The following is a 22,367-nucleotide window of genomic DNA, read 5'->3' on the forward strand; positions in this document are numbered from 1 at the left end:
GGCGGCCTAACCAACTGTCACAGAATCGTGCAGCAGCCCCGTGCGTGTCTCCTGGGTGCTCGGCGGACCGGCACCTCGCCGGTCACCCAGGTCTGTTCGGCCGTCGAGCGCTCGACCTGAGGAGGCGGCGCCCAGCGCTGGGTCACAGCGCTGGGTCACATCGCTAGATCACGTCGACGACCGGCACGTCCACGGGCACGTACTTCACCAGCGCGCAGTTGCGCTTGAGCAGCTCCTCGCCGACCCGGTTGCCGGTGCGGCGGTCGATGACGTCGCGCCAGATCTCGTTGCTGCGGAAGACCTCGCCGTCGCGCCGGCGCAAGAACACCTCGTCGCGGGCGTGGACGGAGTAGGAGCGCCGCGGGGCGGTGTCGGTGCGCAGCTCGCCCTCGAGGTAGCGCCGGCCGATGCCGGTGCTGATGACGAAGGTCGTGTCGGTGTCGTTGCGCACGACCAGGTCGACGTAGTTCCACACGATCGAGCAGCCCACGCCCCAGGGCAGGACCCGTCCGTTGTCGGGGAAGGGGTCGAAGCTGTGCTCGGAACGCTCGACGATGGTGAGCTCGGAGTGCATGAACATCCAGACCAGCAGGTTGGCCAGCTGGCAGATGCCGCCGCCGACGCCGGCGTGGGCCTCGCCGTTGGAGAGCTTCATGCCGTCGACGAAGCCGCGGCGCTTGGTGCAGTTGCCCACGACCTTGTTGAACGAGAAGGTCTCGCCGGGGCGGATGACGACGCCGTCGACCAGCTCGGCGGCCAGGCGCAGGTTGGTCACCTTGTTGTGCTGCAGCCACATGTCGGCCTGGCCGAGCTGTCGCAGCAGCAGCGACTTGTGCTGCTTGACCCGGTAGGTGGTCTCCGGGGCCGGGCGCCGCGTCGCCCAGGCGGTGCCGGAGCGCAGCCAGGCGGCGCGACGGCGCGCCTGGTGGTAGCGCACCGCGACCGGGTAGAGCCACGGGTGCCGCTGGGTCAGCCGCGGCCGGGCGGCGACCCGCTCGGGCAGCCGCGGCGGCGACGTCCGCGGTGCGAACGTGGCGGCGTCGAGTGCGATCATGGCCATCTGTGCAGAACCCCCTGCGACCTACGTCCCCCGGTAGGTCTCAGTCCGAGACGGTAACGACGTTTCGTCGGTACATGTCCGGCAAGTGGGGTGGTGTGTCCGCGGTGTCCGAAAATGTCTGACCGAACGGACGAATTTCGGCCGGCCGCGTGGCGTCTGGCAGAATACGCAGGCGTCCTGACCTGCCGGTCCCTCTCAACCGGTCCGCGTCAGGCCCATCGAGCACGTCGAGGCCGGCCCCACCGGCCCACGCGTCGCTCATCATCTACGTGACACGCAAGGAGAGGTCCACACACGTGGCCGTCAAGATCCGTCTGAAGCGCATGGGCAAGATCCGTCAGCCGTACTTCCGGGTGGTCGTCGTCGACTCCCGCAAGAAGCGCGACGGCAGGGTGATCGAGGAGATCGGCAAGTACCACCCCAAGCAGGAGCCTTCGTTCATCGAGGTCGAGTCCGAGCGGGCGCAGTACTGGCTGGGCGTCGGCGCGCAGCCGAGCGAGGCCGTCGAGGCCATCCTCAAGATCACCGGCGACTGGCAGAAGTTCAAGGGCCTGCCCGGTGCCGAAGGCACGCTGCGGGTGGCTGAGCCCAAGCGCGACAAGGCCGAACTGTTCGGCGAGGCGCTCAAGGCCTCCGACGAGCCCAAGGCCGGCGCCACCACGGCGAAGAAGTCCGCGGCGAAGAAGGCCGAGGCGCCGGCGGAGACCGCCGCCGAGAAGGCCGCGACCGCCGAGGTCGAGGAGGCGGTCGAGGAGACCGGTCCCAACCCGGCCGACGCCGCCACCACCGAGGAGGCCGCCACCGAGTCCGGTGACGAGTCGTCCGACACCACCGCCGCCGAGGCGGCTGCCGACGAGAAGGCCGAGGCCTAGTGCCCATGCTCGCCGAGGCGCTGGAGCACCTGGTGCGGGGAGTCGTCGACAACCCTGACGAGGTCTCGGTCCGCGACAAGCGGCTGCGCCACGGCTCGCTGCTCGAGGTCCGGGTGCACCCCGACGACCTCGGCAAGGTGATCGGACGCGGCGGCCGCACGGCCACCGCGTTCCGCACCGTCGTCTCGGCGCTGGCCGGGCGCGACGGTGCCCGGATCGACTTCGTCGACGTCGACAAGGGTCGCTGAGCTGCCTCTCGAGGTGTGCGTCGGCCGGATCGGCCGACCCCATGGCGTCCGCGGCGAGCTCGCCGTGGAGGTACGCACCGACGAGCCGGAACGCCGGTTTCTGCCCGGCGTCCGGCTCGTCGTGCGTGGACGTCACCCCGGCCTGCCGCCGGCGCTGACGCTGGCGGCGGTGCGCCGCCACCAGGACCGGCTGCTGGTGGGCTTCGAGGAGGTCGCCGACCGCACCGCGGCCGAGCCGCTGCGCGGGGCGATGCTCTACGCCGAGGTGGGCGAGGAGACGCCCGAGGACCCCGAGGAGTTCTACGACCACCAGCTGGTCGGCCTCGACGTCGTCGGCACCGACGGCGAGCGGCTGGGCCGGCTCGACCAGGTGCTGCACCACGGCGCGCAGGACCTGCTCGTGGTCGCCACCGACGACGGCGAGGTGCTGGTGCCGTTCGTCGAGGCGCTGGTGCCCACGGTCGACGTGGCCGGCGGCCGCCTCGTCGTCGACGACCGGCCGGGACTCTTCTCGGCATGAGGATCGACGTCGTCACCGTCTTCCCCGACTACCTGCGCCCACTGGAGCTCTCGCTGCCCGGACGCGCCCGGGAGAAGGGCCTCATCGAGGTCGAGGTGCACGACCTGCGCACCTGGACCCACGACGTGCACCGCACCGTCGACGATGCCCCGTACGGCGGCGGGGCCGGCATGGTGATGAAGCCCGAACCGTGGGGTGAGGCGCTCGACGCCGTGGCGCCCGACGGCGCGACGCTGGTGGTCCCGACTCCGGCGGGGGAGCCGTTCCACCAGCGGCTGGCCGCCGAGCTCGCCACCCGGGAGCAGCTGGTGTTCGCCTGCGGCCGCTACGAGGGCATCGACGCCCGGGTGGCCGCCGACGCCGCCCGCCGGCTCGAGGTGCGCGAGGTCTCGCTGGGCGACTACGTCCTCAACGGGGGAGAGGTCGCCGCGCTGGCCGTGATCGAGGCGGTCGTACGGCTGCTGCCCGGTGTGCTGGGCAACGCGGCGTCGCTGGCCGAGGAGTCGCACGGCGAGGACGGTCTGCTGGAGTACCCGGTCTTTACCCGGCCGGTGGCCTGGCGCGACCTCGCGGTGCCCGACGTGCTGCTCTCCGGCGACCACGCCCGCATCGCCTCCTGGCGGGCCGAGGAGTCGCGGCGGCGGACGGTCGCGCGGCGCCCTGACCTGCTGACCGCCGACGTCGGCGGCTGGCGGATCGAGCCGGCCGCGCCGGCCGATGCCGCCGAGCTGCTGGTGCTCCAGCTGGCCTGCTGGGTGCCCGAGGCGCTGGTCAACGACGACCTCGGCATCCCGCCGCTGCACGAGGGACTGGCGCAGGTGCAGGCCGCGATCGCGACCGGTGGCGTCCGTGTGGTGCGCTCCGGCGGCCGTCTGGTCGGCTCGGTGCGCGGCCGCCTGGACGGCGAGACCTGGGAGATCGGCCGGCTCATGGTGGCCCCCGACCTGCGCGGTGTGGGCCTGGGACGGCTGCTGCTCGAGCACGCGGAGTCGCTCGCGCCGACGCAGGCCACCACGTACCGCCTCTTCACCGGCGTGGCCAGCGAGGCCAACCTGCGGCGCTACCGCCGCGCGGGCTACCGACGCCGCTCGGTGGGCACCGGCAGGTCCGGACCGGTCACGCTGGAGAAGCCGATTACCGCCCGGTGAGGCGGGTGTGGCAGACTTTTCCACTGGCCTGATCGGCCGAAATGGCCCCGTCCAGCGGGTGCCTGCGTCGGACTCCTGCCACAGGGGGTGTCTACGCCGCCGGCCACCTCGATCCGGTCCACATCTTCACAACCCCTACCGACGATTGACCTGTGGCAGTCGCCTGCGGAGACTCCCATGACCAACGTCATCGACGCGCTCAACGCCGACGCCATCCGTACCGACGTCCCCGCCTTCCGTGCGGGCGACACCGTCAAGGTCCACGTGAAGGTCGTCGAGGGCAACCGCTCCCGCGTCCAGGTCTTCCAGGGCGTCGTGATCCGCATCCACGGGTCCGGCATCGGCCGCACATTCACGGTGCGCAAGGTCTCCTTCGGCGTGGGGGTGGAGCGCACCTTCCCGCTGAACTCGCCGATCTTCGAGCAGATCGAGATCGTCACCCGCGGTGACGTGCGGCGCGCGAAGCTGTACTACCTGCGCAACCTGCGCGGCAAGGCTGCCAAGATCCGCGAGCGTCGCGAGGCCTGACCCACCCGGCGCGGGGCAGCACGTAGGCTCGCGGGCGTGGCGACGACGACGGGCCGATCACGGTCTGACTCCTCCGGTCGGGGACGCCGGGAGCGCAAGCAGCTCCCGCTGTGGCAGGAGACGATCCTGCTGCTGGTCATCGCCCTCGGGCTGGCGGTGCTCATCAAGGCCTTCTTCGTGCAGGCCTTCTACATCCCCTCTCCCTCGATGGAGCCGCAGTTCGTCAAGAACGACCGGATCCTGGTGCAGAAGGTCTCCTACTGGACCCACCCGCCGCGCCGCGGCGACATCATCGTCTTCAAGGACCCGCCGGACTCCCACTGGCTGGAGTCCAGCGACATCGGCCCCAGCACCGGTCTGAAGAAGGTCATGGAGGTCATCGGCCTCTACCCGGCCGGCGGCCACCTGGTCAAGCGCGTCATCGGCGTCGGCGGCGACGAGGTGAAGTGCTGCGACACCCAGGGCCGGGTCACCGTCAACGGTCACGCGCTGAACGAGAAGAACTACCTGCCCAAGGGCACCGTGCCCTCGCTGGACAAGTTCGACGTCAAGGTGCCCAAGGGACACCTCTGGGTGATGGGCGACAACCGCGGCGACTCGGCCGACTCGCGCGCCCACATGGGCCAGCCCGGCGGCGGGTTCATTGCCGACGACCTCGTGGTGGGCCGCGTCTTCGCGCTGGTGTGGCCGGCCAGCCGCTTCGAGATCATCCACCGGCCCCAGACGTTCGCCTCCGTCCCCAACCCATGACGACCCTGCCCAAGGGCGTCACCGTGCGGCGCGACGCCGGCCTCTACGGCTACGAGCGCGCGCTGCGACGGGTCGGGATGACCCACGTGGCGGGCGTCGACGAGGCCGGCCGCGGTGCCTGCGCCGGACCGCTGGTGGCCGGCGCGGTGATCCTGCCCGACGGCAAGGCCGGCCAGGTGCCGGGACTGGCCGACTCGAAGCTGCTCACCGCCAAGGCCCGCGAGCGCTGCTACGACCAGGTGGTGCGCCGTGCCCTGGCCTGGTCGGTGGTCGTCGTCGAGCCCGCCGAGTGCGACCGGCTCGGCATGCACGTGGCCAACATCGAGGCGCTGCGCCGAGCCCTCGCCCGCCTCGCGGTGCGCCCGTCGTACGTGCTCACCGACGGCTTCCCGGTCGACGGTCTCGAGGTGCCCGGCCTGGCGATGTGGAAGGGCGACAAGATGACCGCCTGCATCGCCGCGGCGTCGGTGGTCGCCAAGGTCACCCGCGACCGCATGATGCTGGCCGAGCACGAGCGCTGGCCCGCCTACGACTTCGACGTGCACAAGGGCTACTGCACCGACCTGCACCAGGCAGCGCTCGACGAGCACGGCCCCTGCCCGATCCACCGCTACCGGTTCGTCAACGTCCGTCGCGCGGCCGGGCTGCCGGAGCTGCCCGAGACCCTGACTCTGGAGGAGGTGCCCTCGTGAGTGCCGAGGACCTGGAGAAGTACGAGACCGAGATGGAGCTGACGCTCTACCGGGAGTACCGCGACGTCGTCGGCATCTTCAAGTACGTGGTCGAGACCGACCGCCGCTTCTACCTGTGCAACCAGGTCGACGTGAAGGCACGCACGGAGACCGGCGACGTCTTCTTCGAGGTGACCATGACCGACTGCTGGGTCTGGGACATGTACCGCCCGGCCCGGTTCGCCCGCGGGGTGAAGGTGCTGACCTTCAAGGACGTCAACGTCGAGGAGCTGGCGACGAGCGACTTCGAGCCGCCGAAGCCGTAGGGCCGCTCGCACCGCCAAAGTCCCGCACTTGCGCAGTTGTGCGCGGGGCATGTCGGACATGGGTGGTCGAGGTCCCGGCAAGTGTGGGATTTCGGCGGCCCCTCACAGGTCCGCCCGCACCGACCAACCCCCGCCACGAGGCCCGGCGACCAACGTCCCGCCGTGCTCCTCAACCCGTTCCCGCAGGCCCCGCAGACCCTGGCCGGTTCCCTGGATGCGGGTGGCGTCGCCGCGTGGGGGGTCGTTGAGCACCTCAACCTGCAGCCTCCGGCCGGCTCCGCACAGCAGCACGCGCACCGGCGCGCCGGGGGCATGGCGCAGTGCGTTGGTGAGCGACTCGCGCACCACTTGGAAGCCGAGGGCGGCCGCCGCCGCGGGCACGCCGTCGCGGTCGCCCTCGAACCGGCAGCTCACCTGCATCCCCATGCGGGCGGCGCGGGCGACGAGCTCCTCGACCAGGTCGAGGTCGGGGGCGACGACGGGCGCACCGCCGAGGAGGTCGACCAGCCGGTGCAGGTCGGCGCGACCCTGCTGCGCGGCGTCGTCGATGATGCCGAGCACCTCGCCGCCGGCGTCGGGGTCGAGCTGCACCAGCCGCTGCCCGGCGGCGGCCTGGACGACCATGACGCTGAGGGAGTGACCGATGATGTCGTGCAGCTCGGCGGCGATGCGAGCCCGCTCGTTGCGCACGGCGAGGTGGGCGAACAGCTCGCGCTCCTCCTCCAGCTCGCGCCCGCGCAGCTCCAGCTCCTCGGCGGTCTCGCGGCGCAGCCGGAAGGCGGTGCCGGCGAGGAAGCCGGGGATCGTCAGCATCGCCAGCCCGATGTCGTGCTCGTCGAGGATCAGGTACATCGAGGCCAGCCATGCCAGGCAGGCAGCACCTGCGGTCCAGGCCTCGCGGCCGCTGTAGCTGCTCGCGGCGAGTGCCACGAGCGCCGTGGCCGGCAGGATGGCGACGGTCGGCACGTCGGCGTCGAGCAGCGCGAGGGCGAGGTAGGCCGCGGCGCCGAGCAGCAGGGTCGCGAGGACCACCGGCCGGCGCCGCACGGGCTCAGGCTCCGACCGGCAGCTGCGCGACGACGCGGGCCCGCCCGCGGCCGAGCTTGACGGTGAGGTTGCCGTGCTGCAGACGGACGCGTTCCCGGGCCCGGGCCACCGCGGCGCGCACATCGGCACCCGCGACCAGCCGGCCGCTCACCGTCAGCTCCAGGGCGTCGGCCCCGAAGTGCAGTCCCACCTCGACCGGCGTGGTGGGGTCGTCGGCCAGCACGCCGAGCAGGTGCTCGACCACGCGGTAGGTCGACAGCTCGACGCTGGCGGGAAGGCTGCGCGGGGCGCCCACCACGACCAGGCGGCCGTGGCCGCGCGCGTGACGCGCCAAGAGGGCGTCGAGGCTGGCCACCGACGGCGCCGGCGCCAGCGCCACGACCTGGCCGTCGGGCGCGCCGCGCAGCCGGCCGACGATCTCCCGCATCTCGGCCAGCACCTGCCGGCTGCCCGTCTCGATGGTGGCGAGCCGTGCGGCGACGGCCTCGGATCCCTCGACCGGCTCGCGGGCGGCCTGCGAGAGCTGTCGCAGCCGCGTGTCGAGCAGTGCGTCGAGCTCGGCGGAGAGCCGGGCACGATCGCTGCTGACCTCGATCGAGGCCCGGGCGTCGCGCAGGTCGGCCAGCTCAGCGTTGCGCGCCTCCAGCTCCCGTGCGAGCCCGCTGCGCTGGTGCACGATGCGCCCGATGCCCCAGATGCCGACGCCGAGGAGCAGCACTACCGGGATCAGCGACGGACCCGCCGCGGAGTCGTGCGCCAGCACCAGGGCGCCGAGCACCTCGGCGCCGGCCAGCCCCGCCAACGAACGCCGCACGCCGTCGCGGGTGCCGACGAGGTAGCAGAACGTCCAGGCCAGCGGGAGGCCCGAGCCGCAGCGGGCGATCCAGCCGAACGCCAGGATGTGCAGCGCCATGACGGCCGCGGCCACCGTCGTCGCTAGCAGCGGCGAGCGACGCCAGACGAGCAGCGGTGCCACCACGGCGAGGGACGCCGGCAGCATCCACCAGGAGTGGCTGTCGACCCGGATGTCGCCGCCGGTGTCGTGGACGTTCTCCACCGCGAGCACCACGGCGAGGGCGGCGAGCACCAGCGTCAGGACGACGTCGGACCGGCGGATGCTGTCGGCGTTCCTGGCCATGTCGTTCTCCTCGGCGTCAGGCGCGGGTGCCGACGACCGCGGTGTCCTGCGCCGCCGCCGGCTCGACCGCGTCGAACCGGTGGGCGACGTAGACGCCGACGCACCACACCGCCACGCCGAGAACAGCGGTGACCGGCAGGACGCCGAGCCCTGCGGCGGAGTCTCGCACGAGGACGACGGCCTGGAGAACGGCTGTCAGGACCAGTGCGACCAGCGACTGCGCGCGGTTGCGGACCAGTCGGCCCGCGCTGTAGGCGAGCACCAGCGAGAGCGGCAGCCCCGCCCCGCAGCGCACCAGCCAGCCGAAGGCGAGCACGTGCACCGCCATGGCGACGATGCTGGTGAGCACCACCGCCGTCAGGTTGATCCGCCGAAACAGCACCGGCACGGTCGCCAGCAAGAACACCGGGACCAGCAGCCAGGAGGTCGAGTCGATCCTGGTCTTGTCGTCCGCCCCGCCCATGTTCTCGACCATCAGCCAGATCCCCAGGCCGCTGGTGATCACGGCCAGCACGGCATCGCTGGGACGGATCCTTCCGAGCACCTTCTCCATGTCTGTCTCCCTCATCCCCGACGAGGGCCAGCCCCTCGACGTGCCTCGACGCTAGGAACGCGGTGGGGTCGTCGACATCGTGCTGGAGTGCCGTTCCGGCGCGGCGGGATCCTTCTCGAGGAGGACCCCGGGCGGGCCGGAACGGCGGAGAATGACGCCGTGACCATCCGCGTGCTGATCGCCGACGACCAGCAGCTGCTGCGCACCGGCTTCCGCGCGATCCTCGACTTCGAGCCCGACATCGAGGTGGTCGGCGAGGCCGAGGACGGGCTCGACGTCGTGCGCCGGGCGGCGGCGCTACGGCCCGACGTGGTGCTGATGGACATCCGGATGCCGCACCTGGACGGGCTCGCGGCCACCGAGCAGATCCTGGCCACCGACGAACCGCCGCGAGTGGTCGTGCTGACCACCTTCGACCTCAACGAGTACGTCTACCGCGCCCTGCGAGCCGGGGCGAGCGGCTTCCTCCTGAAGGACGCGCCGTCCTCGCGGCTGCTGGCCGCGGTGCGCGCGGCGGCCGGCGGCGAGGAGCTGATCGAGCCCTCGATCACGCGCCGCCTGGTGGCCAGCTTCGCCCCGGCCGAGCCGGTCGCGCCGTGCGAGGACGCCGTCGACGTCCTCGGGCTGACCGACCGCGAGCTCGACGTGCTGCGGCTGGTCGCGCGCGGGCTCTCCAACGCCGAGATCGCCGCGGAGTTGGTGGTGGCCGAGACCACAGTCAAGACGCACGTCGGCCGGATCCTGATGAAGCTCGACGTCCGCGACCGCGTGCAGGCGGTCGTCATGGCCTACGAGACCGGCTTCGTGGCCCCCGGCTGAGGCAGTTTCGCGTCCACAGGCGCCCGAACGGCGCAGTTCTCCACAGCCGCCTCACTCGTTCTCGATCCGGCCGCGCCGCGCGACGAGCCTGTCCGCATGACCACTCACAACCGCCGGCTCGGCACCTACGGCGAGAACTGCGCGACGGCCCACCTGCTGCGGCTGGGCATGGAGGTGCTGGACCGCAACTGGCGGTGCGACCTGGGCGAGCTCGACCTGGTGCTGCGCGAGGGCGGCACCGCCGTCTTCTGCGAGGTCAAGACCCGCACCAGCACCGCCTTCGGCGACCCGCTCGAGGCGGTCACGCCGGTCAAGGCGCAGCGACTACGCCACCTGGCCGATCGCTGGCTGGAGGTGCACCACGTGCGCCCGCGCGACGTCCGCATCGACCTGGTGGGCGTGCTGCTCGGCCCGGCCGGCCGCACCACCATCGAGCACGTGAGGGGAGCCTGCTGATGGCCGTCGCCACCACGCACACGGTCACCCTCGACGGGGCCACGGGCTACGTCATCGACGTCCAGACCGACGTCGCCTCGGGCACCGTCTCCGTCGACGTCGTCGGCCGCCCCGACGTCGCCATCAACGAGGCAATCGCCCGGTGCCGCTCGGCGGTGCTCAACGACGACCTCGACTGGCCGAGCAGCCGCCGCGTGACGATCCTGCTCAGCCCCGCCGACCTGCCCAAGCGCGGACCGCACTTCGATCTCGCCATCGCCATCGGCGTGCTCGCCGCCAACCGCGCGATCAAGCCCGAGCACCTGGCCGACGTCGTGCTCATCGGCGAGCTCACCCTCGACGGCCGGCTGCGGGCGGTGCCCGGAGCGCTGCCGATGGTGATGGCTGCGAGCCGCCGCGGCATCCGGCGGGTCATCGTGCCCGAACCGCAGGCGGCAGAAGCCCAGATGGTGCCCGGCACCGAGGTCTACGGCGTGCGCTCGCTTCGCCAGGCCATCGCCGTACTCACTGGCGCGGCCGAGATCCCCGAGGCGCCCGAGGTCGATCCGCTGCCCGGGCAGGCGCTGCTGCGCTGGCGCGGCGAGGAGCGGCTCGAGGGCCTCGACCTGGCCGACGTCCGTGGCATGCCGGACGCGCGTTACGCACTCGAGGTCGCCGCCGCCGGGGGACACCACCTGCTGCTCACCGGTCCCAAGGGTGCGGGCAAGACGACGCTGGCCGAGCGGCTGCCGGGCCTGCTGCCCGACCTCGAGCTGGCCGAGTCGCTGGAGGTCACCGCGCTGCACTCGCTGGCCGGATCGCTCGCGCCGGGCGCGCCGATCATCGACCGACCACCGTTCATCGCACCGCACCACTCCGCCAGCAGGGCTAGCATCGTCGGTGGCGGCACCGGCCGGGTGCGCCCGGGTGAGGTGAGCAAGGCCCACCTCGGCATCCTCTTCCTGGACGAGTTCCCGCTGCTGAGCTCCGACATCGTCGAGTCGCTGCGCGAGCCGTTGGAGAGCGGCGACATCACCATCGCCCGCGGCGCAGAGTTCGCCGTCTTCCCGGCGCGCGCGATGGTGGTACTGGCGGCGAACCCGTGCCCCTGTGGCAACTACAGCGTCACCCACTCCACGAACCGGTGCACCTGCCCTCGACCCAAGCGCGACGCGTACCGGGCCAAGCTCGAGGGTCCGGTGGCCGACCGGATCGACATCCATCGCAAGATCATGCCGACGCGGACGGGCAGCGACGGCCGCAGCGAACCGACCGAACAGGTGAGGCGCCGCGTCATGCTGGCCCGCAGCCGGCAGTCCGCCCGCTACCTCGACACCCACTGGCGGCTCAACCGCGACGTCCCGGGACCGGCACTGACCGAGCGCTGGCCGCTCAGCCCGGCAGCGCGGCTGCGGCTCGACGAGCTCGTCTACACCCAGGGGACGATCACCCAGCGCGGCGCCGCTCGGGTGCACCGGCTCGCCTGGACGGTGGCCGACCTGCGAGGCGTCGAGCAGCCCGGCACCGAGGAGCTCGACGTGGCCCTCCGGCTGCGGACCGGCGAGCCGCTGCTGATGAGCTCGTTGCCGCGGCAGCGGCCCGTCCCGCTGGGAGAGGCCGCCGAGCCGTCGTTGGCGCTCGTCGACGGCGAGGCCTCGGCATGAGCGCGGGGAGCGCTCCGTCGCGGGCGGAGCGGTTGGCCCGGGTGGCGCTGTGCCGCCTGACGGAGCCGGCCAACCCGGAGCTCGCCCGCAGAGTGGCCGCCGGCGGGGCCGAGGCCCTCTACGAGGAGCTGCGCTCGCCGCGGGGGTCGTCGGCGCCGGAGGCCGCCGCCGACGTCGCCGCCCGGCTGGCCGACCTCGATCCGGCCGGCGACCTGCGTCGCGCCGAGCAGGTCGGCGCCCGGTTCGTGATCCCCGGCGACGACGAGTGGCCCGAGCAGCTCGACCCGCTGACCGCGGCCGAGCCGGTCGGCCACCAGGGCGGCGCACCGATCGGGCTGTGGGTGCGTGGGCGGCTGCACCTGGCCGAGACCATGGCACGGGCCGTCGCCGTCGTCGGGGCACGCAGTGCCACCACCTACGGCGGCGACGTCGCCGTCGAGATCGCCGCCGGCGTCAGCGAGGCCGGCTACACGGTGGTCTCGGGGGGTGCGTTCGGCATCGACCTGGCCGCGCACCGCGGAGCGCTGGCCAGCCATCGGCCCACGGTGGCGGTGATGGCCTGCGGCCCCGACCGCGTCTACCCGCTCGACCATCGCGAGCTGATCGACCACATCGCCCGGACCGGGCTCGTCGTCAGCGACCTGGCCCCGGGCTGCACCCCCACCAAGTGGCGGTTCCTGGCCCGCAACCGCATCATCGCCGGGTTGAGCCTGGGCACCGTGGTCGTGGAGGCGGCCACCCGCAGCGGCGCGGCGAACACGGCGAGCTGGACCGAGAGCCTGCACCGGCCGGTCATGGGGGTCCCCGGTCCGATCACCAGTGCGCAGTCCGAGGGGGTGCACCGGTTGATCCGCACCCGCGGCGCGCTGCTGGTCACCCGCGCGGCCGAGGTGCTCGAGGTGGTGGCGCCGATGGGGGAGCACCTGATGCCGGACGTGGTCGGCGAGGTCCGCCCCACCGACGGCCTGCGCCTGCTCGACCAGCAGGTGCTCGACGCCGTCCCGATCTCGGTCGCCGCCGACCTCGACCAGATCACCCGCCACGCCGGCCTGGCCGCCTCGTCGGTCGAGCTCGCACTGGGACGGCTGGCCGACCTGGGCCACGTACGTCTCGATCAGGGCCGCTGGCGCAAGGCGCCGCGGTGCAGGTCGGCGTGAGCCACGAGGAACGCCTCGGCGGGCGGGGTTGTCCACAGGTGGCGCTCGCAGGGTTACCAGCCACCCCTCCGGGTAGGTAGAACGTCATGGTGCGCACGACGGTCCTGGCCTCGGCGGCGGCAGCGGCCGTCACCACCGCCGCCCTGGCCGGCTGCGGCGGCGGCGACAGTCCGAAGCCCGCACCGTTCACGCCCTCGGCGGCCGCCTCCGCCTCGGCCTCCCCGAGCGGAGCACCGACGATGCCCGCCGAGGCGCAGGGCACCAGCCCGGAGTCGGCGGAGGCGTTCGTGCGGTACTACATGGCGATCTACAGCTACTCGGCCCGCACAGGCGATACCGCTCCGATGAAGCGGCTAGTAACGGACGAATGCCGATCGTGCTCTAACTCGATCGCTCTTATTGACAAGACCTATGCGTCGGGCGGGCACGCAGAGGGCCGCGGCTACTCCGTAAGCAAACTGACCGGGAAGAGATCTGGACCTGGATCCGTAATTCTCGAAGGGACTGTCACCCAGTACGGCCAGCAGTTCCTGGCCTCAGCGTCGGCGACCCCCACCAGCTTTCCCCGTGGCACCTTCCGGGCTCGATTTGAGTTGGCGAACACAGAGGATGTCTGGCACCTGAATGGACTGTTTTTGCTGTGAGATCTCTTCTAGTGGGCGTCATCGCCATTGCTTCTATTGGACTATTTCCGGGCAGCGCCGTTGCGCGCAGTTGTCATGGTCAATCGACCTCGAGCCACAATGGCTTCAACGTCGGCTATGTGTGCCAATCCTCGGGCTCGGGAAGCGGGGGCACCTCCACCCACCCCGTCGTCCACGAGGCTCCGGCCCAGCCCGACGCCGGGGCGGGAACGGGCGCCTGCGCGGCGGTCGAGACCGAGGTGGCCGACGCCTGCCAGGCCGATCCGCGCCACCGCAGGTGACCGCGCCGCTCGTGGGGGAGGCCTTCCAGCACGTGCCGGTGCCGCACCTGGCCTCGCTCACCCAGCCGACGGGCAAGACCCTGGTCAACTTCGCCACGATCTTCTACGTCCAGGCCGCCTCCTTCGACACCGCGCTGACCCTGCTCGGGCAGCAGGTGACCCTCCACGTGCGGCCGGTGTCCTACGCCTGGGACCACGGTGACGGCGTCGTGACCACCACGACCGGTCCGGGAGCGCCGTATCCGCGCAAGGACGTCGTGTACCGCTACCAGAAGGCGACGACCACGGTCCGCCACCACGTCAGCGTCACGTGGGCAGCCACGTTCCAGGTGAACGGGGGGCCGGCGGCCGACGTGCCGGGCACGGTCACCACCACGGGGCCGGACACGGCCTTGCGCGTCGTCGAGGCGACGCCGGTGCTGGTCGGCGACCAGTAGCGGCTCCCGCGATCGGTCGGTCCCTGTTACTACAGTGACGGATGTGACCGAGCAGCCGGAGGGCGTCGACCTGCCCGAGCCGATGGCGGCGGCCCTGGCCAGCTACGAACGGCATCTGGTCTCCGAACGCGACCTGACCCCCCACTCGGTCCGGGCCTATGTCGGCGACGTCCGGGCGATGCTGGAGCACGCGAGCGCCCTGGGCCACGCGGACCTGCGCGGCATCGACACCCGAGCCCTGCGCAGCTGGCTGGCCAAGCAGCAGACCCTGGGCAAGGCGCGCACGACGATCGCGCGACGGGCGACAGCGGTGCGGGTGTTCACCGCCTGGGCGCTGCGCACCGGGCTGATCGAGACCGACCCCGGTGCGCACCTGGGCACTCCGCGCGCTCACCGCACCCTGCCGCCGGCGCTGGACCAGCAGGAGGCGCGCAGCCTGCTGGAGAACGCGGCCACCGCTTGCGACGACGGCAGCGAGGTCGGCATCCGCGACGCCGCGATGCTCGAGCTGCTCTACGCCACCGGCATCCGGGTGGGGGAGCTGTGCGGGCTCGACGTCGACGACCTCGACCGGCACCGCAGGGTGGTGCGGGTGCTGGGCAAGGGACGCAAGGAGCGGACGGTTCCGTTCGGTCTGCCGGCCGACCGCGCGCTGGAGCACTGGCTGCTCGGCGGACGGCCCGGGCTGGCGGTGAGCGGCTCGGGTCCGGCGCTGTTCCTGGGCGCCCGCGGCCGCAGGATCGACCAGCGAGCGGTGCGGACGATGGTGCACCAGCGCCTGGCCGACGTGCCCGGGGCGCCCGACCTGGGTCCCCACGGGCTGCGCCACACCGCGGCCACGCACCTGCTCGAGGGTGGCGCGGACCTGCGCACGGTCCAGGAGCTGCTCGGCCACGCCTCGCTGTCGACGACGCAGATCTACACCCACGTCAGCAACGAGCGGTTGCGGGCGGCCTACCGGCTGGCTCACCCCCGGGCCTGATCGCGCTCCTGGTCCGGCGAGCGCAGCAGGTCGAGCACGAGGGCCAGCGGTGGCCACTGCTCGCGCCCGCGGCGCACCACGGTCCGCGCGCGCAGCTCGAGGTCCGGTTCGCGCACGGGGAGGACGGCGACCCGGTCGCCGTCGCGATCGAGCGGGAGCAGGCCCACGCCGAGTCCGGCGAGCACCATGTCGGCCACGAGGTCGAGGCTGTCGGCGCGGTGGGTGATGCGCGGGGCGAACCCGGCCAGCGAGCACGCGACCCGCAGCACCTCGTCGTCGGCGGTGTTGCGCGAGTTCACGATCCACTCGCTGTCCCGGAAGGCCGAGACGGTCGCGGCGGCATCGGTCGCCTGCGCGGCGACACCGGCGCGGTCGGCCGGCACCCCGAGCCCCCAGGGCGTCGCGTAGAGCGAGCCGGTGCTGGTGGTCGGGTCACTCGCCGCGGGCGCCAGGTTGTAGTCGTAGCCGATCACCAGGTCCACCTCGTCGGCGTCCAAGAGCGCCACGGCCTCGTTCGGCTCGTGCTCGCGCACCACCAGCCGCACGTCGGGATGCTCGTCGGCCAGCCGGGTCACCACCGGCAGCACCCGCCGTCGGATGGCCGAGGCGAACGCGGCCACGCGTACGACGCCGGCCGGTGCGGCGCGGGGGTCCAGGTCGGCCCGGGCCGCCTCCAGGGCGGCGAGCACCGTCACCGCGTGCTCGGCCAGGCGCCGGCCCGCCGGGGTGAGCCGGACCCGACGGCCGTCGGGCTCGAGCAGCTCGACGCCGGCTTCGCGGGCCAGCACGCCGAGCTGCTGGGAGATCGTCGAGGTGGTGGTGTGCATCGACGCGGCGACCTCGCGCATCGACCCCAGCCGCGACAGCTCGAGCAGCATCTCCAGGCGGCGCGGATCCACTCGCTCATTGTTCGCCGCACCTGGATGAATAGTCCAGTTTTCTCACGTGGACGCGGACGGTGTGATCCGAGCAGAATCATCGCCGTGAGCACCAGGTCGAGCCGCGTCGGCACCTCGATGGCGGTGGCCTCGATGTCGTGCGTGCAGCTCGGGCTTGCGCTGGCGGTGGGCCTGTTCGGCACGGTCGGTCCGCTCGGTGCGGCGTGGCTCCGGTTGGCCTGGGCCGGCCTGATCCTGCTGCTGGTCGTCCGGCCGCGCAGGAGCCGAGTGAGCCGGCGGGGGCTGCTGGTCGGCTCGGCGCTGGGGTGCGCGACCGCCGGCGTGACCACGCTGTTCATGGAGGCGGTCGCGAGGATCCCGCTGGGCACGGCGAGCGCGCTGGAGTTCCTCGGCCCCCTCGGGGTCGCGGTCGCCCGCAGTCGCGGTCGCGGCGCGCTGGCGTGGCCGGCCTCGGCGGCCGTCGGCGTCGTCCTGCTGACCGAGCCGTGGCGCGACCTGGCCGCGGGGTCGGGGGCCGACCTGGTCGGGGTCGGCTTCGCCCTCGCCGCGGCCGGGTGCTGGGCCGCGTACATCCTGCTCACCCAGGCGGTCGGCGACGAGCTGAGCGGCCTGACCGGCCTGGCCGTGTCGCTGCCGGTGGCCGGGGTCATCAGCACCCTGGTGGTCGCGGTGGCCGACCCGGGCCTCTGGTCGCACCTCGACGCGCGGGTGGTGCTGCTCGGCCTGGGCCTCGCGGTGCTCCTGCCCGTCGTGCCGTTCACGCTCGAGCTGCTGGCCCTGCGCCGGCTGACCACCTCGGCCTTCGGCACGCTGATGTGTCTCGAGCCGGCCATCGCGACCCTCGTCGGGCTGGTCGTCCTGCACCAGGTGCCCGGGCTGTGGCCCGCGGTGGGCGTGGCGTTCGTCGTCGCCGCCGGCCTCGGCGCCGAGCGTCACGGGGCGCGTGCGCCAGCGCCGACCGTGGCGCCCGCGGCAGCCGCGAGTCCTGCTCCCGTCGCGGTGGAGGACCCGCGCACGGGTGCCGCCCTGGTCGCCGACGTCGCGCCCGCCTGGAGCGGCAGCAGCCGCACGGGCTCGCCACCGACCAGCAGCAGCGGGTCGAGGTAGGTCGAGCCCTGCAGCAGGCCCCAGTGCAGGCACGCCCGCGGAGCGCAGTGCGAGGCCAGCAGCTGCAGGGTGCCGATCGGCTGACCGCGGGCCACGGTGTCGCCGACGTGCACCAGGGCGGTGACCGGCTCGTAGGTGGTGCGCACGGCGCCGTGGTCCACGACGACCACGCCGCGCCCGCCCAGCCCGCTGGCGAACGTGACGGTGCCGGCCAGCGACGTACGGACGGCCTGGCCGAGACGCCCCTGCAGGTCGACGCCGCGGTGACCGCGGCCGTAGGGGGAGTCCGGGGGATCGAAGCCGCGCACCACCGCCGGTCGCGGATCGAGCGGCCAGGCCCCCTGCCCCACGGGCACCGGACCCGGGCCGGGGGCGGCGGTGCTGGCGGTGGTGCTGGCGGTGGTGCTGGCGGCGGTGCTGGCGGCGGTGCTGGTGCTCAGCAGCAGGAGCACCAGAGGAAACAGTAGAGCGGCGAACGACATGGCGCCAGGCTCACCCGCGGGCGGCGGGGCCGCCAGCGCGGTACGCGGAACTGTGGACAACCCTGTGGGTAAGTGCGCCTGTGGACGATTGGTGACCCCGGGCCGCAGGGCCTAGACTGACCGCAGCAGCTCAGCGATGGGCTGACTTCGCACGTCCGTCTCCGCGCGCCACTGCACGCGGGCGACGACCCCGAGGTCCCAGACCAGCAGCACCGGTGTGGGCGGGGCCGCGTTCGGACGTCAGGGCAGGCCGGCACCCGCCGTCGCCTGCGACAACCGAAACCGGTGTGCCACCAGGCGCGCCACGAGAAGAAGGAACGACCCAGCTCATGGCAGTCGTCACCATGCGCCAGCTCCTCGAGAGCGGCGTCCACTTCGGGCACCAGACCCGTCGCTGGAACCCGAAGATGAAGCGCTTCATCATGACCGAGCGCAACGGCATCTACATCATCGACCTGCAGCAGTCGCTGTCCTACATCGACGCCGGCTTCGCCTTCGTCAAGGACACCGTCGCGCGCGGCGGCACGATCATGTTCGTCGGCACCAAGAAGCAGGCCCAGGAGGCGATCGCCGAGCAGGCGACGCGCGTGGGCATGCCCTTCGTCAACCAGCGCTGGCTGGGCGGCATGCTGACCAACTTCTCCACCGTGCACCAGCGGATCAACCGCCTCAAGGAGCTCGACGAGGTCGACTTCGACAACGTCGCCGGCTCGGGTCGCACGAAGAAGGAGCTCCTGCAGATGAAGCGGGAGCGCGACAAGCTCGACAAGACCCTGGGCGGCATCCGCGAGATGGCGCGCACGCCGTCGGCGGTGTGGGTGGTCGACACCAAGAAGGAGCACCTCGCCGTCGAGGAGGCCCGCAAGCTCCGGATCCCGATCATCGGCATCCTCGACACCAACTGCGACCCCGACGAGGTCGACTACCCGATCCCGGGCAACGACGACGCGATTCGCGCCGTCAGCCTGCTCACCCGCGTCGTCGCCGACGCCGTGGCCGAGGGCCTGATCGCCCGCTCGGGTGCGCGCTCCGGTGAGGGCGAGGCCGAGTCCGTGGGTGCCGGCGAGCCGCTGGCCGACTGGGAGCGCGACCTGCTCGGGGGCGAGGCCGAGAAGGCCGGCGCCGCCGCGACCGGCGACGCTGCCGCCGAGACCCCGGCGGCCGAGGCCACCGGTGCGTCCGCCGAGGCCACCGAGGCCCCTGCTGCTCCCGTCGAGGAGCCGGTGGCCACCGACGCCGCGGTCGAGGAGGAGGGCCCCTACGGCGCCGACTCCGCCAAGGCCGACGAGGACGGCAACGGTCCCGACGGGTTCGAGGTCAAGGGCAACGCCCAGTCCATGAAGTTCCACGCCCCCAGCAGCCCCTGGTACGACCGCACCAAGGCCGAGGTCTGGTTCAAGACCGCCGAGGCTGCCGAGGCCGCCGGGTTCGTGAACGCCGAAGCCAAGAAGGAGGACTGATCGATGGCGATCAGTGCAGCCGACGTCAAGCGGCTCCGCGACCAGACCGGCGCGGGGATGATGGACGCCAAGAAGGCGCTGGAGGAGGTCGACGGCGACTTCGAGAAGGCCGTCGAGGTCCTGCGCGTCAAGGGTGCGGCGAAGGCCGCCAAGCGCGGCGCCGAGCGCACCGCGTCCGCCGGGCTCGTCGCGCACGCCCCGGGCGTGCTGGTGCAGCTGAACTGCGAGACCGACTTCGTCGCCAAGGGCGATGACTTCGTCACGGCGGCGCAGCGCATCGCCGACGCCGCCTCGCAGGCCAAGCCCGCCGACCTCGAGGCCCTCAAGGCCGTGCAGGTCAGCGACGGCGCCGGTGACGACACGGTCGACCAGATCGTGCAGGAGCTCGCGGTGTCCATCGGGGAGAAGATCGAGCTGGGCGGCTACGTCCACTTCGACGGCCCCGCGGTGGCCTACATGCACAAGCGGGCCTCCGACCTGCCGCCGGCCGTCGGCGTACTCGTCGAGTACGACGGCGACTCCGCCGAGGCGGCACGCGCCGCGGCGATGCAGGTGGCGGCCATGCGGCCGACCTACCTCTCCCGCGACGAGGTCCCGGCCGACGTCGTGGCCAAGGAGCGCGAGATCGCCGAGGCCACCGCCCGTGAGGAGGGCAAGCCCGAGCAGGCGCTGCCCAAGATCATCGAGGGCCGGCTCAACGGCTTCTTCAAGGACGTCGCGCTGCTCGACCAGCCGTCGGTGCAGGACTCCAAGAAGTCCGTCAAGGCGGTGCTCGACGAGGCCGGCGTGACCGTGAAGCGGTTCGCCCGCTTCGAGGTGGGTGCCTGAGCCGGGTAGGTTTCACCCGACATGAACGACCGAGAGGGGCCGGTGATGACCGCAACGACATCACCGGCCCCTTTCGCATGCCGCGAGGGGGAGTGATGGTCGAGGCCACGACACAGCCAGGAGCCGGTTACCGGCGGGTGCTGCTCAAGCTGTCCGGTGAGGTGTTCGGCGGCGGGAGGGTCGGCGTCGACCCCGACGTCGTGCAGGCTGTGGCGCGCGAGATCGCCGCCGTGCAGCGCACCGGCGTGCAGGTCGCGGTGGTCACCGGCGGCGGCAACTTCTTCCGCGGCGCCGAGCTGCAGCAGCGCGGCATGGACCGTGCGCGGGCGGACTACATGGGCATGCTCGGCATCGTCATGAACTGCCTCGCGCTGCAGGACTTCTTGGAGAAGGAGGGCGTCGAGACGCGGGTGCAGACCGCGATCACGATGGGCCAGGTGGCCGAGCCCTACATCCCGCGGCGCGCGATCCGGCACCTGGAGAAGGGCCGCGTGGTGATCTTCGGCGCCGGCATGGGGCTGCCGTACTTCTCCACCGACACCGTCGCCGCCCAGCGTGCGCTGGAGAGCAGGTGCGAGGTGGTGCTGGTGGCCAAGAACGGCGTCGACGGCGTCTACACCGCCGACCCGCGCCAGGACCCCGACGCCGTCAAGCTCGACCACGTCACCTACGACGAGGCGATCGCCAAGGGCCTGCGGATCATGGACCAGACGGCGTTCGCGCTGTGCGGGGAGAACAACCTGCCGATGATCGTGTTCGGGATGGAGCCGGAGGGAACCATCCTCAAGGTCGTGCAGGGTGAGAAGATCGGGACGCTCGTCAGCGCCAGCTGAGGAGAGCGCTCGACCGTAGGCAAACCGAGGCGAAGGCAAGGAGAGACGTTGATCAACGACACGCTCAACGAGGCCGACCAGAAGATGAAGAAGTCGGTCGAGGCGACCCGCGAGGAGCTCGCCGCCATCCGTGCCGGCCGTGCGCACCCCAGCATGTTCGCCAAGATCACCGCCGAGTACTACGGCACGCCCACGCCGCTGCAGCAGCTGGCCGGGTTCACCGCTCCCGAGGCGCGCGTGATCTTGGTGCAGCCCTACGACGTCACTGCGATGCCGGCCATCGAGCGGGCGATCCGCGACTCCGACCTGGGCGTGAACCCCTCCAACGACGGCAAGCTGATCCGCTGCGTCTTCCCCGAGCTGACCGAGGAGCGACGCAAGGAGTACACCAAGATCGCCCGGGCAAAGGCCGAGGACGGCCGGGTCTCGGTGCGCAACATCCGTCGGACCGCCAAGCAGTCGCTGGAGAAGCTCGAGAAGGACGGCGAGGTCGGCAAGGACGACGTCACCGGCGCCGAGAAGCGCCTCGACGGCGTCACCAAGACTCACACCGACGAGATCGACGAGATGCTCAAGAACAAGGAAGCCGAGCTGCTCGAGGTCTGATGGCTGACACCAGCCCGCCGGTCGCCGCCCCGCCGCCCGCCAAGGACCCCGGCCGGGCCGGCCGCAACCTCCCCGCGGCGATCGCCTCGGGCGTCACCCTCGGCGTCTTGATCATCGTCTCCCTGGTGTTCTGGAAGCCGGGGTTCATGATCATCGTCGCGGCGGCGGTGGTCGTGGCGATCTGGGAGCTGCACCGCGGCCTGCTGGCCAAGCAGATCGACCTGCCGCGCGAGCCGCTGATGCTCGGCGGCGTCGTCATGGTCGTCGTCGCGTTCCTGTTCGGCACCGACCCGCTGGTCACCGCGACCGCCGTGACCGGCCTGGTCACGATGCTGCTGATCCTGCGCCGCGGGGTGGCGGGCTTCGTGGCCACCGCCTCGGCCTCGATCCTCACCTTGTTCTACGTGCCGTTCCTCGGCTCCTTCGTCGCCCTGCTGCTGGCCGAGGACGGCCACGACGGCTCCGACGGCGTCAAGGGCATCGTCACCTTCATCGTCGTCACCATCGCCTCCGACATCGGCGGCTACATCGCCGGCGTGCTGTTCGGCCGGCACCAGATGGCGCCGGTCATCTCGCCCAAGAAGTCCTGGGAGGGCTTCGCCGGCTCCACGATCGGCTGCATCGCGGCCGGCGTGCTGCTGGTGACGATCTACCTCGACGGCGAGGCGTGGGTCGGGGTGCTCCTCGGCATCGTCGCCGTCGTCATGGCGACGCTCGGCGACCTGGTCGAGTCGGTCATGAAGCGCGACCTCGGCATCAAGGACATGTCGCAGGTCATCCCCGGCCACGGCGGGCTGATGGACCGGCTGGACTCGCTGCTGGCCACCATCGCCCCGGTGTGGCTGATCCTGCACTACCTCGTGTTCCGGTGA

General features: G+C 72.2%; 26 protein-coding genes and 1 pseudogene. 21 read left to right on the plus strand and 6 right to left on the minus strand.

Going from position 1 to position 22,367, the window contains the following annotated elements; translation table 11 throughout:
• Positions 1–163 precede the first annotated feature (163 nt).
• Positions 164–1,060, minus strand: a complete 897-nt coding sequence (locus tag D9V37_RS09450; protein ID WP_232524836.1) for a VanW family protein — start codon at positions 1,058–1,060, stop codon at positions 164–166.
• Positions 1,061–1,356: 296 nt separating this feature from the next.
• On the opposite strand from D9V37_RS09450, the gene rpsP reads away from it, so the two are divergent.
• The 8 genes from rpsP (at position 1,357) to D9V37_RS09490 (ending at position 6,123) form a co-directional block, all read left to right on the plus strand.
• The gene (gene rpsP / locus D9V37_RS09455) at positions 1,357–1,932 is read left to right on the plus strand and encodes a 30S ribosomal protein S16 (RefSeq protein WP_121805931.1); all 576 of its coding nucleotides are present in this window, start codon (positions 1,357–1,359) and stop codon (positions 1,930–1,932) included.
• Positions 1,933–1,937: 5 nt separating this feature from the next.
• A complete protein-coding gene (locus tag D9V37_RS09460) occupies positions 1,938–2,180 on the plus strand; it encodes an RNA-binding protein (RefSeq protein ID WP_121806500.1) in 243 nt (80 codons plus the stop codon).
• A gap of 13 nt (positions 2,181–2,193) precedes the next feature.
• Entirely contained in the window at positions 2,194–2,700 is a 507-nt protein-coding gene (gene rimM / locus D9V37_RS09465) for a ribosome maturation factor RimM (RefSeq protein ID WP_198412473.1), read from the plus strand.
• Positions 2,697–3,848 carry a tRNA (guanosine(37)-N1)-methyltransferase TrmD gene (gene trmD, locus D9V37_RS09470; RefSeq protein ID WP_121805932.1) on the plus strand — a complete coding sequence of 384 codons (1,152 nt, stop codon included), beginning with the start codon at positions 2,697–2,699 and terminating at the stop codon, positions 3,846–3,848. Before rimM ends, trmD begins: the two co-directional genes overlap by 4 nt.
• A 177-nt stretch (positions 3,849–4,025) precedes the next feature.
• On the plus strand, positions 4,026–4,376 hold the full coding sequence (gene rplS, locus D9V37_RS09475; RefSeq protein ID WP_121805933.1) for a 50S ribosomal protein L19: 351 nt from the start codon (positions 4,026–4,028) through the stop codon (positions 4,374–4,376).
• A 36-nt stretch (positions 4,377–4,412) separates the two neighbouring features.
• Entirely contained in the window at positions 4,413–5,126 is a 714-nt protein-coding gene (gene lepB, locus D9V37_RS09480; protein ID WP_121805934.1) for a signal peptidase I, read from the plus strand.
• Positions 5,123–5,818 carry a ribonuclease HII gene (locus tag D9V37_RS09485; protein WP_121805935.1) on the plus strand — a complete coding sequence of 232 codons (696 nt, stop codon included), beginning with the start codon at positions 5,123–5,125 and terminating at the stop codon, positions 5,816–5,818. The genes lepB and D9V37_RS09485 overlap by 4 nt, the downstream gene beginning before the upstream one ends.
• Entirely contained in the window at positions 5,815–6,123 is a 309-nt protein-coding gene (locus D9V37_RS09490) for a DUF2469 domain-containing protein (RefSeq protein ID WP_121805936.1), read from the plus strand. Before D9V37_RS09485 ends, D9V37_RS09490 begins: the two co-directional genes overlap by 4 nt.
• A 102-nt stretch (positions 6,124–6,225) precedes the next feature.
• On the opposite strand, the gene D9V37_RS09495 is transcribed toward D9V37_RS09490, so the two are convergent.
• From D9V37_RS09495 to D9V37_RS09505, 3 genes are read right to left on the minus strand one after another with little or no spacing between them, the layout of a single operon-like run.
• Entirely contained in the window at positions 6,226–7,170 is a 945-nt protein-coding gene (locus D9V37_RS09495) for a sensor histidine kinase (protein ID WP_121805937.1), read from the minus strand.
• 4 nt (positions 7,171–7,174) lie between these two features.
• Positions 7,175–8,308 carry a sensor histidine kinase gene (locus D9V37_RS09500; RefSeq protein ID WP_121805938.1) on the minus strand — a complete coding sequence of 378 codons (1,134 nt, stop codon included), beginning with the start codon at positions 8,306–8,308 and terminating at the stop codon, positions 7,175–7,177.
• Between the two features lie 16 nt (positions 8,309–8,324).
• The gene (locus D9V37_RS09505; RefSeq protein ID WP_121805939.1) at positions 8,325–8,861 is read right to left on the minus strand and encodes a hypothetical protein; all 537 of its coding nucleotides are present in this window, start codon (positions 8,859–8,861) and stop codon (positions 8,325–8,327) included.
• 159 nt (positions 8,862–9,020) lie between these two features.
• Between D9V37_RS09505 and D9V37_RS09510 the strand changes: the two genes are divergently transcribed.
• The 7 genes from D9V37_RS09510 (at position 9,021) to D9V37_RS09540 (ending at position 15,280) form a co-directional block, all read left to right on the plus strand.
• Positions 9,021–9,680, plus strand: coding sequence for a response regulator (locus D9V37_RS09510; protein WP_121805940.1), 660 nt, complete (start codon positions 9,021–9,023; stop codon positions 9,678–9,680).
• Between the two features lie 96 nt (positions 9,681–9,776).
• Positions 9,777–10,136 (plus strand): YraN family protein, encoded by a 360-nt coding sequence (locus D9V37_RS09515; protein WP_121805941.1) that lies wholly within the window; start codon positions 9,777–9,779, stop codon positions 10,134–10,136.
• On the plus strand, positions 10,136–11,779 hold the full coding sequence (locus tag D9V37_RS09520) for a YifB family Mg chelatase-like AAA ATPase (protein ID WP_121805942.1): 1,644 nt from the start codon (positions 10,136–10,138) through the stop codon (positions 11,777–11,779). Before D9V37_RS09515 ends, D9V37_RS09520 begins: the two co-directional genes overlap by 1 nt.
• Positions 11,776–12,936, plus strand: a complete 1,161-nt coding sequence (gene dprA / locus D9V37_RS09525; RefSeq protein ID WP_121805943.1) for a DNA-processing protein DprA — start codon at positions 11,776–11,778, stop codon at positions 12,934–12,936. Before D9V37_RS09520 ends, dprA begins: the two co-directional genes overlap by 4 nt.
• An 86-nt stretch (positions 12,937–13,022) precedes the next feature.
• Positions 13,023–13,580 carry a DUF6318 family protein gene (locus D9V37_RS09530; RefSeq protein WP_121805944.1) on the plus strand — a complete coding sequence of 186 codons (558 nt, stop codon included), beginning with the start codon at positions 13,023–13,025 and terminating at the stop codon, positions 13,578–13,580.
• A 277-nt stretch (positions 13,581–13,857) separates the two neighbouring features.
• On the plus strand, positions 13,858–14,298 hold the full coding sequence (locus tag D9V37_RS09535) for a hypothetical protein (protein WP_121805945.1): 441 nt from the start codon (positions 13,858–13,860) through the stop codon (positions 14,296–14,298).
• Between the two features lie 43 nt (positions 14,299–14,341).
• On the plus strand, positions 14,342–15,280 hold the full coding sequence (locus D9V37_RS09540; RefSeq protein WP_232524838.1) for a tyrosine recombinase XerC: 939 nt from the start codon (positions 14,342–14,344) through the stop codon (positions 15,278–15,280).
• Here D9V37_RS09540 and D9V37_RS09545 read toward each other — a convergent pair.
• Positions 15,265–16,179, minus strand: a complete 915-nt coding sequence (locus tag D9V37_RS09545) for a LysR family transcriptional regulator (RefSeq protein ID WP_121805946.1) — start codon at positions 16,177–16,179, stop codon at positions 15,265–15,267. The two genes, D9V37_RS09540 and D9V37_RS09545, sit on opposite strands and share 16 nt — an antisense overlap.
• A gap of 336 nt (positions 16,180–16,515) precedes the next feature.
• Here D9V37_RS09545 and D9V37_RS20655 point away from each other — a divergent pair.
• Positions 16,516–17,082, plus strand: a pseudogene (locus D9V37_RS20655) (EamA family transporter); the annotation flags it as partial.
• Positions 17,083–17,111: 29 nt separating this feature from the next.
• On the opposite strand, the gene D9V37_RS09555 reads toward D9V37_RS20655, so the two are convergent.
• Positions 17,112–17,738: a M23 family metallopeptidase gene (locus tag D9V37_RS09555; RefSeq protein ID WP_232524839.1), complete on the minus strand. Its 627-nt coding sequence runs from the start codon at positions 17,736–17,738 to the stop codon at positions 17,112–17,114.
• Positions 17,739–18,097: 359 nt separating this feature from the next.
• Between D9V37_RS09555 and rpsB the strand changes: the two genes are divergently transcribed.
• From rpsB to D9V37_RS09580, 5 genes are all read left to right on the plus strand, one after another.
• Complete coding sequence (gene rpsB / locus D9V37_RS09560; RefSeq protein WP_121805948.1) at positions 18,098–19,228, plus strand: 30S ribosomal protein S2, sunset domain variant; 1,131 nt, start codon at positions 18,098–18,100, stop codon at positions 19,226–19,228.
• A 3-nt stretch (positions 19,229–19,231) separates the two neighbouring features.
• Complete coding sequence (gene tsf, locus D9V37_RS09565) at positions 19,232–20,056, plus strand: translation elongation factor Ts (protein WP_121805949.1); 825 nt, start codon at positions 19,232–19,234, stop codon at positions 20,054–20,056.
• Positions 20,057–20,151: 95 nt separating this feature from the next.
• A complete protein-coding gene (gene pyrH / locus D9V37_RS09570; protein ID WP_198412475.1) occupies positions 20,152–20,889 on the plus strand; it encodes a UMP kinase in 738 nt (245 codons plus the stop codon).
• Between the two features lie 51 nt (positions 20,890–20,940).
• Positions 20,941–21,495, plus strand: coding sequence for a ribosome recycling factor (gene frr / locus D9V37_RS09575; protein WP_232524888.1), 555 nt, complete (start codon positions 20,941–20,943; stop codon positions 21,493–21,495).
• Positions 21,495–22,367: a phosphatidate cytidylyltransferase gene (locus D9V37_RS09580; protein WP_121805952.1), complete on the plus strand. Its 873-nt coding sequence runs from the start codon at positions 21,495–21,497 to the stop codon at positions 22,365–22,367. Before frr ends, D9V37_RS09580 begins: the two co-directional genes overlap by 1 nt.

It is taken from the genome of Nocardioides mangrovicus (assembly GCF_003674065.1).
In the GTDB taxonomy this organism is placed as follows: Bacteria; Actinomycetota; Actinomycetes; order Propionibacteriales; family Nocardioidaceae; genus Marmoricola; species Marmoricola mangrovicus.